Below are 12,949 nucleotides of genomic sequence, written 5' to 3' on the forward strand. Positions count from 1 at the left end.
CCCTCCTCTTGGTTAAACTACTGTTCTGAAAACCGGCGCAATATATCCTGTGCGAGGTTTTGGCCGCTATCTGACCTGAATTTTACAGCTTACTGTGCTCTAACTCTACTCAAAAAGAGTATTCCGTTACTCAAAATCCATCAATCCTTGACTGAATAAAAAAAGCCGCCGGATCTCCCCGACAGCAGTTCAGCAGCCTTGCTCAATTCTTATTTGACTGTACTTTTTACATATTCACTGGGATTAATCCCGTATTTCTTCTTAAAGGCTTTCGAAAAATGGCTCATATTTCCGTATCCCACCAGGCCGGCTACGCTGCCGATCCGCTCTTCACCGTTTTCAAAAAGGAAAAGTGCCGTTTCAAGCCGCTTTTCAATCACATAACGATGTACTGTTGTCCCCAGAAACACCTTAAATCCTCTTACTAATTTGGATTCACTCAGATAGACCATCCGTGCAAGATTTGCGCAAGAGGGCGGATTAAAGATGTTCTTATCTAAAATTTCCTTTGCTTTTAGGAGGCTTTCCCGATCTGTACGAGATAGTTCAATGAAATCCGTTTTCTGACCCCTCTGCATTATCACTTCACTAAAATAAACCGACAGCAGTTCCAGCAACTTTCCCTCAATATACATTTCAAGCATGGTATTTTGGTAGGGACAACTCAGTATTTGCTGAAGGATGACCCTGACGGACGGAGTAATCCTGTGTTTTGCAAAATGACCGACTGATTTTTCAATGGCAACCTCGTCGGAAGCATCCGCATACTCTCGTACAATTTCCCGAAAGCGGAAGATTGGAATTTTAATACCAATAAAGTTAAACTGGCAGTCCTGATGATAACAAGTGTGCTCTAATCCATGCCTGTTATTGGAAATAAAAGTTTCACCTTTATTGATTTGCAGTTGTTTTCGTTCCTCCTTGGACTCCCATGTCATGCCCTCTTCAAGACAAAAACAAAGATCAATATTGGCTGGATTTGTTGTTCCCAGCACATCCATATTATATTTAAAGCACATCCGGAATTCCGAAATGATCATGTTTTTGCGGGTACTTATCTGCCGGAAACCACCGCAACCAATTTTATCGGGAATAGAGAATTCGTATTTTCGGGCGGCAACTTGTGTAACCTTAGAGAAAGCTTCACAAATATACCTGCTTGCCGGCAATAGCTCACTATACAGGTTCACTGGACTTTGATCTGATTTTATTTCTTTATTCACTGATTGCATTGGGTGTCCCTCCGGCTTTATGTGACAAACTTCCGACTTTCGATTTATCGCAGTAGAATCAGCCCTTTTTATCCTAATTCAATATTAATAGTTAGATAAAACTAACTCTACTCAGAAAGCATATTTTACTGCTCAAAAACAGTATATTTCTTTATCATAAATCTGTCTATCCTGGGGTGTGCTCTCTGCCATTTACCTACTAAATGATATCTCCGTCTCATGTTATTTTTTCAGTAAATTGATCTGACTTTGCAGCCATTGGATAAGCTCTTGTTTATTTTTATTTACAGGAGCAATCTGTTCCCAAATTTCTTTAAAATACTCATGGAAAGCTTTGACCAGCATGGGTTCCGTTACGGACAGCCGTACTCCCGGCTTTGCTTCTGAGAGTTCCGCTATTTCAAGTAATGCAGCCTGCCTTTCTTTAACTACGCAATAATAGGCGCAATTAATCTTACCCTCTATCTCCTCATTCCGGGTTACAAAAGCAATATTGTAGTTATTATACGTTTCAAGAAGAATGATGATATTCTGCAAAAGCTCAATGACATCCTGAGTTTCTAAATCAATTCGCTCAAGTCCTGAATAGCGGTAAAGATAATACCACCGGTGTTTAATCAGGTCTTTTATTGAATCTGCCGAGCAGATATCATAGTATTGATAAACCTGGATGTTTGATAAAAACGCAGATAATCGTTTCCGGTAAAAGGTCAGTTCTGTTCTCATCTCATCATTTGAGAGCGCTTTTTTTTTAGGAGTTTGACATATAACTGTTCCGGCAAGGTTAATGGACTGGCACAATAATTGTATTGAAACCGGTTGCCGATATTCTCTTCACTTTTGATTAAACAGTGATTAAAGCTGGGCCTATCCTCAGGCGGATAATAGTGTATGAGGGGTCGGGCATAATTGGGCAGAAGGGTCTGATAGTAGTTCTGAAAAATTTCAATAGCAACCTTATTTTTTAGATAAAATGCACAGTTGATTTCCGAGCTCGGCTTAGTTGAAAAGCAGGATAACACTCCGATCTCCGGGACCGTAAAGTTCTCTCTGCCTATAGCTGAGGCATCGTATTGATTAATATAATAGGGGGCAAATTTACCGGTTCTGATCAGAGGTTTGGCAAACTTGATCAGTTCGATTGTTCGATCAATATTATGATTTAACCGCAGTAATAATATGATATTCCACCCATGATTTATCGCTTTCAATATGGCCTCTCTTAAACCATCAATCAAGTTCTGATTTTCTATGCCCCGATCGTTATGATAAGTGATATAAATTGTATTGTGATTTCCGCACTTTTGGTGTATCGCTGTTTCCAGCAAGGAGATAGCGGCGGAAAAAATTTTTTCCTTTCTAAAGATGATTTGATCCTCGTCTGATAAGGCTACTGAGTGGGTAAGCTCATTCACATCAAATAAATTCTTCTTATTAATAAGATTTTTTCTTTTGCATTCAATAGAATACCCTTGTGCCTCCAATAACAGCTTGAATATTTTTTCTTTTTGATTACTTGCGGACCCATGACTTCCGCATACCCTCGCGAATAGTTCATTCAATCTCTGCGCTTGAATGGAATTTAAGATATTTTTCGCAAAGTAGTCGGCAATCGTTTGAATATGTATTGAGTCATATCCCGGAATCCTTTTTCCGTTAACCCAACGGTTAACAAGTGAGCTATCCACATTGATCGCTTTGGATAGCCTGTTGGCACTTATATCCAAAATAGACAGTAACGAAGTCAAACATTCGCTGAATTTTATATAAGACAAATATACCCTGCCCCCTAAAAATTGATACTTTTACAATACCCTTATATATGCCGGGAGGGAATATCCCTTTAAATGCTTTGTCATAACCGTGGTTATGACAAATACTTGAAAATAGTACAAATCATGAGATTCATCCTCTATGATAAAACAATAGGTTACATAAAGTTACATAAATCGAGCAAATACAGCAGGTCATGAATTCTTAGAAGGCATATCGGAGATAGATCACCAGCTTGTTTTGTTGCTCAATATCGAAAAGGCAGTCTAAAAATATGGAGGTAGCGGATCTTGGAGAAATTCACCGGCAGAGAGACCTTGGAGTTTTTTATCAGGATAGCCCCAATCTTAAACAGGTTATTCCTCATGGATGTTTTCGTCGCAGTCAGTGATAGGGAAACGATTTTGTCCTATCGGGCAGCGAAGACTTTTGATATCGGAGTTAAATCCGGCGACCGGATTAAAGAAGGAACTTCGCTGGCCAAAGCGATGAAGGAAAGAAAAGAAGAAATATTAGAAGTCGGCAAAGAAGTTTTAGGGGTTGCCTATAAAACCATTACAGAGCCTATTTTTGATGAGAATGACCAAGTCATAGGGGCAATCAGTGTAGGAACAAGCCTCCAAAACCAAAATAAGCTAAGAGAAGTGATTGAGCAGTTTAGCGCCTCTTTTCAGGAAATCAACAGCAGTGTTCAGGAAATTGCTTCAGGTGCCGAAAATCTGGCAAAGATTGGTGAAGAATTGTCGCAAACAGCAGTGAACACCAAAGAGGATGTGAGAAAAACTGATGATATTATCCAAATGATCAGGGAAATTGCTGATCAAACAAAGCTGCTTGGTTTAAATGCCGCGATTGAGGCGGCCAGGGCCGGCGAGAATGGGAGGGGTTTTGCGGTAGTGGCTGATGAGATCCGCAGTCTTTCCGCGGAAAGCAACAACTCGGCTAAAGAGGTCAACACCATATTAAGAGCAATTGCAGAATCCAGTAATTCGATCAGCAGTGATATCCAGGAATTGAGTGCTGTAAGTGAGGAACAATCAGCGGCAATGGAGCAGATTTCCGCATCTGTGCAACAGCTTGTTGGTCAATTGGATTCTCTGGGCGAATTTACTAAAATTATCTGAAAAAGCAATTGCACGTTACTTTGTTCTCTAATCACAAAGGGAGTATTGCTAACTATGGAAAAATAGTTTTGCAATACTCCCTTCTGTATCTCAAGGGGGGGAACTTTTTATTTCTTCATCATTTTCCGGTTGTCTCCGCTTTAATCAATTTGGGTAAAGCATCCTCAATAAAATCAGGAATCGTTAAGGCCTTTACTCCCTTTGCCTCCAAGAGCTGTTCGGCGCTTCTGCCGATCCGGCTGACCAGTACATACCTGCAGTCGGCAAGCAGATTCACCGATTTCTCCATGGTATTCTCTCCATGTTCTCCCGAGTTGCAGGCGGGAGTATTCTGGCGAAGTTCCAGAAAATGATATTCGTCCTTGTCGTCCACTTCAAAAATATAAAACTGACGGCTCCTGCCAAAATGGTCATTGATAAATTTCCCGTCCGAGCTTGCTGCAGCAACCTTATAACCCATAATATTTTACCTCCTTTGACTTTTCCTGAATGAATGAACAAAATTATTTTTTATTAATTTATATCATAAATCAAAACAGATAAAATACAATTCTTTTCGCAAGAATCGCCAGGAGGTTTCTTAGATATTTCCGACCGCCTCGGTGCGGACTTCCCCGGTTTCAAGCGCCAGCAGGTAATCGCCCCATTTTGCGGCCCATTCTCTTAATTCACTGATTTCCAAAGGTGTCGGAACCCTGGACTCGGTATGATGATCAATCTTTTCGGCAAGGCTTTTGTAGATAGCGGCTTGTTTGGAATCCGGCAGGGCTTCAATTGTTGTTTTTCCCTGCAGCTCGCTCTGGGTAACAGTTACGGAACGGGGCACATATTCCACTACCTGGGTGCCTGTTTGTTCAACAAAATCATCAATGATCTCTTTCGCATAAGGGGCATTGATCGAGTTGGCAATTACTCCGCCCAATAATGCTCCACCGGAGTTGGAATATTTCTTGATCCCTTTCATCAGGTTGTTTGCCGCATAGATGGCCATAAAATCCGCTGAAGATACGGTAAACACATGTTCGGCAATCCCTTCACGCACCGGGACCGCAAATCCACCGCAAACGACATCGCCCAGGACATCATAAATGACATAATCCAAATCAAGCTCTTCAAAAACTTTTTGTTGTTTAAAAAGCTGAACTGCCGTAATGATTCCCCGGCCCGCACAACCAACACCCGGAGCAGGCCCGCCGGCTTCCACACAATAAATCCCATTAAAGCCTTCAAAGATTACTTCATGAGCTTTGACTGAGCTTTTTTCTCTCAGGGTATCAAGAACTGTCGGGATATATTTTCCTCCCCTGAGAGTATTCGTGGAATCGCTTTTGGGATCACAGCCAAACTGCATGACCTTGTATCCTGCTATTGAAAGCGCGGCACTAAGATTAGATGTGGTTGTTGACTTGCCAATACCACCCTTTCCATAAATTGCAATTTGTTTAATTTTCTTTGCCATTTCTCAATTCACTCCTAAAAATTTTATTCAACGAATACTACATGCCAAAAACAAGAGACCAAGCTCCTATCCTTATTTTGGCTAAGAACTTAGCCTCCATGTTTATGGTCAGCCAAGAACGATTTTATAGAATCCTGTTAGAAAAAGAAGACAATCGCCTTTAGCTTTCTAATCGAGCATAAACAAGGATCTCTAAGCGATATCATTGTTTGATTTATTCTCCTTCATTATCTTACTTTATTCTCATTTTCTCATTTTTCTCCAGCTGGACGACTTCGCCATTTTGGATGATCAAAGTAATTGAACCAAATTTAATAGTCTTTAGGAGGGTGACAAGCTTTTCAATATACTCATCTGAAATAGGATTTTGAGAACTATCACCGCTTTTCTTGTTATCTACCATCCTCTTCTCCTCCTGTTTGCATTAATTTTCTTGGTTGCTTTAACCCCAAGCCGGTAGATTTTTTCCATGAACTTTTCTTTTCTAAAACGGGTTATTTCAGCTTTATCTTTTCGTATTTATTTACCTGAATTAATATTCCGTCTTGAATAATTAAGTTCAGGGAGCCAAAATGAATTTCTTTGATCATTTTCATAATTCGATAGAGTTCTTTATTCTTTGACAGATCGTTTATTTTGTTATTATCCAGGGTAATCAAAATATCCCCTCCTCGAATTATCTATAATATCTATGGGTTTAGTGGTCTTTAGAAAAAGAATATTAGAATTTACCTCTTTTGTCAATATATTAATTTTTTTAATGAACCGATCAACCTCCCCATGCTGATTCTTACTAAAATGCAGGAACAACGGCAACACCGTATTTATCCTTGAGAAACTTTTTTACATCTTCAGAATTCAATACAGCAATCAATTTTTTAATTTCAGGACGGTTCTCTTCTCCTGTTCTGACCGCAATGATGTTAGCATACGGAGAATTGGCGTCTTCCCGGAACAAGGCAGTGTTGGGATCAATTTTTGCTTCCAACACAAAATTTGTATTGATCACCGCCCCGTCAACATCAGGCAAACTACGGGTAAGCTGTGCCGCATCGACTTCGGCGAACTTCAATTTTTTGGGATTATCTACGATATCTTTGGGGGTAGCGGAATAATTGCTGATTCCTTCTTTCAGCTTGATCAGGCCTTTGCTCTCCAGCAGGACCAAAGCGCGGTATTCATTGGACGGATTATTGGGAATTCCTATTGTCGCTCCATCCTTTAACTGATCGAGAGCAGTAATTTTATTGGAATAAAAGCCGATCGGCTCAACATGGACCTTGCCCGCGACGGTAAGCGCATATCCTTTTTCTTTGGTGACAGAATCCAGATAAGGCACATGCTGAAAATAGTTGGCATCGATTTGTTTATCGGCGAGAGCCGGATTTAACTGAGCTTCGTCATCCAGAACGATGATATTGAGATCAATCCCCTGCTCTGCCAATTTAGGCTTGACATAGTCCAGGATTTCAGCATGCGGTACCGCTGCTGCCCCGACTTTCAGTACGACAGGTGAAGCGGCGCTTGAAGGCTGGTCAGTCGGACTCTCGGCCTTATTGCATCCTGTCAATACTCCAAAAACAAGGCTGATCACCAATAAAAATTTTAAACTCTGTGCTTTCATTTTTTACCCCTCTTTTTCTTTATCAGATTATTTCACAGCTTCCATTGGGCTTCATTCATCAATCAGCCCCGATCTTCGTCCTTCTTTTCTCAATATACTTTGCAACGGAATCACCGCCCCATTGAACAGCTTGAACAAAGAAAACCAGGATCAGAACTGTCGCCACCATGACATCATCACGGAACCGCATGTAGCCGTAACGGATAGCCAGACTTCCCAGGCCGCCGGCACCGATAGCTCCTGCCACAGCCGTAAAGCCGGTTATGGTGATAACAGCCAAAGTAATTCCCCTGATCAGGGACGGCAGTGCCTCAGGGATCAATACTCTGGCAATAATCGCAACAGGATTGGCCCCTACCGCCAGAGCGGCCTCTATTTTTCCTTTGCCGACTTCTTTCAGGCTGTTTTCAATAATCCTGGCTACAAAAGGAGAAGCTCCTATAGAAAGGGGAACGATGGCCGCTGTCGACCCTAACGTTGTTCCCACAATAAATCGGGAAAGAGGCAGCAACACGACGATCAAAATAATAAAAGGAAATGACCGTACAATATTAATCACCGTCCCGAATATTTTATTGATTCTTGGCGCTTCACTGATATGATGTTTATCTGTTGTAACTAAAATAATTCCAAAGGGCAATCCTAAAAGCAGCGCAAAGAATGTTGAAAGGGCCACCATGTATATTGTTTCTCCAAAACCTGTGAAAAGAAGACCGGGCAGATCTTCACTCAAATACCATCACCTCCCGCATAAAATTTTTTCTCCTGAAAGCTTTGGATTATCCTCACAAAATTCTTGGCGGTATCACTCTCAGGATTTAAAAAGAATTTTTCCGTAGGCCCCTGTTCAACAATCTTTCCCTGCTCCAATACGGCCATATGGTCGCAAATGTGTTTCAGGACATCTAATTCATGGGTGATTAAAACAATCGTCAACTGAAGTTTTTCATTGATATTTTTCAGCAGCTCCAAAATAGAATACGTGGTCTGAGGGTCTAAAGCAGAGGTCGCTTCGTCACAGAGAAGGACCTCCGGCTTATTGGCCAGTGCCCGCGCGATTCCTACCCTTTGTTTTTGACCGCCACTGAGGTGAGACGGATAAGCATTCAGCTTATCTGTGAGATAAACCAATTGAAGGATTTCATGAACCCGGCCTTTAATTTGGTTCTTGGGGTATCCGGCGACCTGTAAGGGAAATGCAACATTTTCATAAACAGTCATGGAATCAAATAGATTAAATTGCTGAAAAATCATGCCTATTTTCCTTCTGGCCAACCTCAAATTTTTCTGATCCAGATTCGTAATTTCCTGTCCTTCAATAAAAACACTTCCCGAATCCGGTTCTTCCAAACGGTTAAGGCAGCGAACCAGGGTTGATTTCCCGGCGCCGCTGAAACCGATAATTCCAAATATGCTTCCTTTTTCAATTTGCAGGTCAATATTATCTAAGGCCTTTACCTCCAGATGTTCTGTCCGGTAAGTTTTGCTCAGGTTTTTGATGGCAATCATATCGTACGATCCTTAACCATGAGAGAAGGACTGCAGGGGCTCGGGATAAAGGTTTTGAGCAAAATCCTTCTCCGCACCGGGAATCCCGCACGCATCGGCCCGGCACTGGCGACAATGTCTGAATACCCCTAAATACCTTTCGGCAGCTTCTCTCTCCACATTCAATTCTTCACAATTGGGCACCCTGAAGTCGCTCATTTCATTTTGGGGGATAAGCGGGATAATATTGATCGTTGACGCCCCGGCCGCTGATGTCACCCTGGCCACTTCCCCGACATGGCCGTTGTTGATCTCCGGGATCAGCACAGTGTTTATTTTTACAACGATACCTCGTTCACTGATTTTTTTGATCCCTGCCAGTTGAGCTTCCAACAGCCACAAGGCCGCCTCCTTGCCATTGATCAACTGGCCATTGTAAAAGATATAGGAGCAGATGTTCTTTAAAATCTCCGGATCTACAGCATTAACGGTAACGGTAACCGTCTTTACTCCCGCTTTGACAATTCTGTTCACATTTTCCCTTAATAAGAGACCGTTCGTACTGAGGCACTTGATCAAGTCGGGATACTTTTCGTGGACCAACTGAAATGTATCCAGAGCATGAGGAGTCGCCAAGGTATCACCGGGCCCTGCAATACCGACCACTGTAATTTCCGGACAAAGCTCCAATGCTTTATCGACAACCTCCAGGGCTTTCTCCGGAGTTAAAATAGAACCTGCAACTCCAGGCCTGTTTTCAAACTTATTTAAACTGCGCTTACAGAATTTGCACTGAATATTGCACCTGGGACTTACCGGCAAGTGGATCCGCCCATATTTATGATGGGCTTCACCATTAAAGCAAGGATGCTTCTTGACTAAATGTTGATAACTCTGTTTTTCCGCCTTATTGTCTCTTTCCAATCAAAACACCTCTCCCTCAAAAACAAAAAAAGCTAAATAATCCGACATTTCAAAGTCAGACATCTAGCCTCCAGATCACTGGTCAACCAAAACTTTCTCCATAATCCCTATATATTTACTGTATTTTAATTGATTGCAGGCAAATTGTCAAGTGTATTTTTTCAGTTTTCACTTGCCACAGCAAATAATTTCCCTCAGCTACCCTAAAGCCTGCTCGAAATCCTCGATTAGATCCTCAATATCTTCCAATCCAACTGAAACACGAATTAAGTTTTCTGTAATCCCCATTCTTTCCCTTTCCTGTCTGGGCATACCGGCATGAGACATTTTTACCGGATAGGAGATAATGGTCTCCACCCCGCCCAGGCTGACAGCCACAGCAGCATTTTTTACTCTCTCCATAAAATCTTTGCCTGTATTTCCTTCCCGAATTTCAAAGGAAAGAACTGCCCCGGCTCCTGCAGCCTGGCCGAAATGGATCGCTCTCCCCCCATGGTCCCGCAGTCCCGGATAGTAAACTTTTTTGACCTTAGGGTGATCGGCAAGCCACCCGGCAAGGATTTGAGCATTTTTTTGCTGGTAATCCAGGCGGACTTTCAACGTTTTTAATCCTCTTAACAACAACCAGGAATCCATCGGGCCCAGTACTGCCCCAAAATTATATTGAACAGCCTGGATACGTTTGGCCAGTTCTTTCGTCTTTACGACCACTAATCCGGCCACCACATCACTATGTCCGCCAATGAATTTCGTCGCACTATGAATCACAATGTCAATACCTAATTCAATCGGCCTTTGCAGATACGGGGTCATAAACGTATTATCAATTAAAGTGGTCAGTCCGTGTTTTTGAGCTATTCTCACAATTTCCCGGATGTCGGTTATTTTCAGCAAGGGATTTGAAGGACTCTCGATAAAGATTGCCTTGGTATTGTGTTTTACAGACTTCTCAACACTCTCCGCTTCCGTAGCATTGATGAAGGTAATGTCGACATCGAATCGCCGGAAAAAGCTCTGACTGGCTTGATAGGTGCCCCCATAGACATCTTCACATATAATCAGATGATCACCTGCCGAAAAAATGGAAAGAGCGGAGGAAATGGCCGCCATCCCTGATGAAAACGCGAACCCTCTGTACCCTCCCTCCAGAACAGCGATTGTTCCCTCGAGGGCTCTTCTTGTCGGGTTCGCTCCCCTGGAGTATTGGTACTCCTTCGGTGCGTCAATATCCCTTTGATGGAATGTTGAAGTTTGATATATCGGTATACTTAAAGCTCCTGTGCTTTGATCCATTTCATAGCCATTATGGATCAGCCTTGTTCCAAATTTCATATTACTCACTCATCTTTCACCAACAAGTAGTTTTTCATAATATACACTAATTACATAGTTTTAGTCAAGTTTGATACAAAAGAAAAAAGTGGTTTTCCCACTTCTTTCCTGAACGGCTTGATGCATTTCATTACAGATCACAGAAATTCCGGATATTTATAGCATAAATCTCTTCATGGAATCATCAAGATCCCCCGCCAATGCTTTCATCTGTTCTGAGGCTTCTTTTAAATCCTCAAACAGGGCGGTGATTTCACCGGTTGCGTTGGATATTTCCTGTGATCCGCTTGAACTCTCCGTAATTGTTGCGGCAATCGAGTCCATTGACTGGTTGACTTCACTGACCCCCTGAAGAATTCTCATGCTGGTTTCACTGACCTGGTCGGACACCGTATAGAAATCCTCCGCATCAAGCTTATACTGCCGGCCGACTTCCACAAATGAAGTATAATCTCCTTCTACGGCTTTTCTGATAAAATCCATCAGAGTATCCGTATTTTCTACAAGCTCTTTGATCGATTCTTCCACTTTTCCGGTCAGTTCCCGGATATCGGTCACTGTAGCGGAAGATTCTTCGGCAAGTTTTCGGACCTCATCGGCCACGACTGAAAATCCTCTGCCGTGCTCGCCGGCCCTTGCCGCTTCAATTGCCGCATTCAGAGCAAGCAGATTCGTTTGATTGGCAATTAATGAAACAGAGTCTGTCAGGAGAGAGATATTTTTAATCACTTCAGCCTTTTCAACCGCGACCGCGACCTTTTCTTTAATCTCGGAATAGACGGTTGATGATACCTGACGGGCATCTTCGGCTTTCTCACTCAGAGCAACCGCCCTTTGCTCAATCTCACCGGATTTTAAATTGGCTTCTTTGGCCTGTGATGAAAGTCCCGAAAGCTTCGCTTTGATTTGCTCACTGGAGGCCGCTATTTCTTGAACAGAAGCGGACATCGTTTCCATTCCTGCCGACATCTCTTCAGTCGATGCCGAAATTTCCTGGATGTTTTCAGAAGCGGACTGGGTCTTATCACTTAGATTTTTGCTGGAAAAAGCCAGTTTATTGGACGCATTTTGAATGTCCAGAATCATCGAACGGAATGAATTCCGCATTTGTTCTAAGCCTACAGCAATTTGACCGAATTCATTACTGGTTTTATATTTTTCTTCCACTGCCGTACTTAAATCACCCTGAGAAATTTTGGCCATTGTTAACAATGTATATCTTATTGGCTTTGAGATAGAAATACTGATGAGGTAAAAAAACAGGATACTGATGATCAGAATCGTTAAAATCAGGCTGATCATTTGGAAAATGCCGGAACGGATGACCGATTTCAATTCTGCCTGTGAAGCTTCTGTTTTCCTGTTTGTCAGGTCAACAATCTGATCTATTACGCCCCGCTGCTTATCATAGGCATCCTTCATTTCAATCAGATATTGTTCCGCCTTGTCCCTTTGTCCGCTCAATAGCGCAGGCAGCAGTTTTTTGTCTCTGATGTCGTAGAACTCAGTTGCATATCGGTGGGCCTCTACTACCATCAGCTCTCTGATCTGTCCCTCAGGCAATGTGTTCACCCAATATTCATGTCTGACCTGATACTCATTTTCCAATTGTTCACCGTGTTTGATGAATTGCTCAATTTTATTGTTATCCTTTTCAACTGTGATTTGAAGTACAGTTAAGTAAGACTCGATAATATATTCGGGCGGCGGCAAAATATCCGCCACCAAGTCTTTATCTAACATGATGTCATTATAGATTTGGCCGTCAACCTTTGTTTTATTGAATAAATTAGAAAAGAACAGACTGATCACTAGAATTCCGGATAAAAAGATGATCATTAAAGCCAATAGTTTTGTTTTGATTTTTAGATTGGCAAACAGCATGTAAAATTTCCACCTTCTCAATATTTCATATATCGCAACAGAAGTATTATATCTATCTTAGCAATGTTTTTCAATCTCTTTAAACTTTGCAAAGATCACCGGATATTCA

14 protein-coding genes are annotated in these 12,949 nt (G+C 41.9%); 1 reads left to right on the forward strand and 13 read right to left on the reverse strand.

Going from position 1 to position 12,949, the window contains the following annotated elements; genetic code table 11:
- Nucleotides 1-209: 209 nt before the first annotated feature.
- From SGLY_RS14065 to SGLY_RS14070, 3 genes are all read right to left on the reverse strand, one after another.
- Nucleotides 210-1,232 (reverse strand): helix-turn-helix transcriptional regulator, encoded by a 1,023-nt coding sequence (locus SGLY_RS14065; protein WP_013625891.1) that lies wholly within the window; start codon nucleotides 1,230-1,232, stop codon nucleotides 210-212.
- Between the two features lie 222 nt (nucleotides 1,233-1,454).
- Complete coding sequence (locus tag SGLY_RS17240) at nucleotides 1,455-1,958, reverse strand: hypothetical protein (RefSeq protein ID WP_052298649.1); 504 nt, start codon at nucleotides 1,956-1,958, stop codon at nucleotides 1,455-1,457.
- Nucleotides 1,955-3,007 (reverse strand): transcriptional regulator, encoded by a 1,053-nt coding sequence (locus SGLY_RS14070; RefSeq protein ID WP_052298650.1) that lies wholly within the window; start codon nucleotides 3,005-3,007, stop codon nucleotides 1,955-1,957. The genes SGLY_RS17240 and SGLY_RS14070 overlap by 4 nt, the downstream gene beginning before the upstream one ends.
- Nucleotides 3,008-3,295: 288 nt before the next feature.
- Between SGLY_RS14070 and SGLY_RS14075 the strand changes: the two genes are divergently transcribed.
- Nucleotides 3,296-4,129 (forward strand): methyl-accepting chemotaxis protein, encoded by an 834-nt coding sequence (locus tag SGLY_RS14075; protein ID WP_013625892.1) that lies wholly within the window; start codon nucleotides 3,296-3,298, stop codon nucleotides 4,127-4,129.
- Between the two features lie 118 nt (nucleotides 4,130-4,247).
- Here SGLY_RS14075 and SGLY_RS14080 read toward each other — a convergent pair whose 3' ends face one another.
- The 10 genes from SGLY_RS14080 to SGLY_RS18175 form a co-directional block, all read right to left on the reverse strand.
- On the reverse strand, nucleotides 4,248-4,589 hold the full coding sequence (locus tag SGLY_RS14080; protein ID WP_013625893.1) for a NifB/NifX family molybdenum-iron cluster-binding protein: 342 nt from the start codon (nucleotides 4,587-4,589) through the stop codon (nucleotides 4,248-4,250).
- A gap of 120 nt (nucleotides 4,590-4,709) precedes the next feature.
- Nucleotides 4,710-5,588, reverse strand: coding sequence for a nitrogenase iron protein (gene nifH, locus SGLY_RS14085; RefSeq protein ID WP_013625894.1), 879 nt, complete (start codon nucleotides 5,586-5,588; stop codon nucleotides 4,710-4,712).
- 232 nt (nucleotides 5,589-5,820) lie between these two features.
- Nucleotides 5,821-5,991: a YezD family protein gene (locus tag SGLY_RS17665; protein ID WP_013625895.1), complete on the reverse strand. Its 171-nt coding sequence runs from the start codon at nucleotides 5,989-5,991 to the stop codon at nucleotides 5,821-5,823.
- Nucleotides 5,992-6,082: 91 nt separating this feature from the next.
- Nucleotides 6,083-6,247 carry a YezD family protein gene (locus tag SGLY_RS18465; RefSeq protein WP_013625896.1) on the reverse strand — a complete coding sequence of 55 codons (165 nt, stop codon included), beginning with the start codon at nucleotides 6,245-6,247 and terminating at the stop codon, nucleotides 6,083-6,085.
- A 134-nt stretch (nucleotides 6,248-6,381) separates the two neighbouring features.
- Nucleotides 6,382-7,212: a MetQ/NlpA family ABC transporter substrate-binding protein gene (locus tag SGLY_RS14095; protein ID WP_013625897.1), complete on the reverse strand. Its 831-nt coding sequence runs from the start codon at nucleotides 7,210-7,212 to the stop codon at nucleotides 6,382-6,384.
- Nucleotides 7,213-7,270: 58 nt separating this feature from the next.
- The gene (locus tag SGLY_RS14100; RefSeq protein ID WP_013625898.1) at nucleotides 7,271-7,945 is read right to left on the reverse strand and encodes a methionine ABC transporter permease; all 675 of its coding nucleotides are present in this window, start codon (nucleotides 7,943-7,945) and stop codon (nucleotides 7,271-7,273) included.
- Nucleotides 7,942-8,721 carry a methionine ABC transporter ATP-binding protein gene (locus tag SGLY_RS14105; RefSeq protein WP_013625899.1) on the reverse strand — a complete coding sequence of 260 codons (780 nt, stop codon included), beginning with the start codon at nucleotides 8,719-8,721 and terminating at the stop codon, nucleotides 7,942-7,944. Before SGLY_RS14105 ends, SGLY_RS14100 begins: the two co-directional genes overlap by 4 nt.
- Nucleotides 8,722-8,733: 12 nt before the next feature.
- Complete coding sequence (locus SGLY_RS14110; protein WP_013625900.1) at nucleotides 8,734-9,624, reverse strand: radical SAM protein; 891 nt, start codon at nucleotides 9,622-9,624, stop codon at nucleotides 8,734-8,736.
- A gap of 198 nt (nucleotides 9,625-9,822) precedes the next feature.
- Complete coding sequence (locus SGLY_RS14115; RefSeq protein WP_013625901.1) at nucleotides 9,823-10,956, reverse strand: trans-sulfuration enzyme family protein; 1,134 nt, start codon at nucleotides 10,954-10,956, stop codon at nucleotides 9,823-9,825.
- 156 nt (nucleotides 10,957-11,112) lie between these two features.
- Nucleotides 11,113-12,840, reverse strand: a complete 1,728-nt coding sequence (locus tag SGLY_RS18175) for a methyl-accepting chemotaxis protein (RefSeq protein WP_013625902.1) — start codon at nucleotides 12,838-12,840, stop codon at nucleotides 11,113-11,115.
- Nucleotides 12,841-12,949: the final 109 nt, after the last annotated feature.

Source organism: Syntrophobotulus glycolicus DSM 8271, assembly GCF_000190635.1.
GTDB classification, from domain to species: domain Bacteria; phylum Bacillota; class Desulfitobacteriia; order Desulfitobacteriales; family Syntrophobotulaceae; genus Syntrophobotulus; species Syntrophobotulus glycolicus.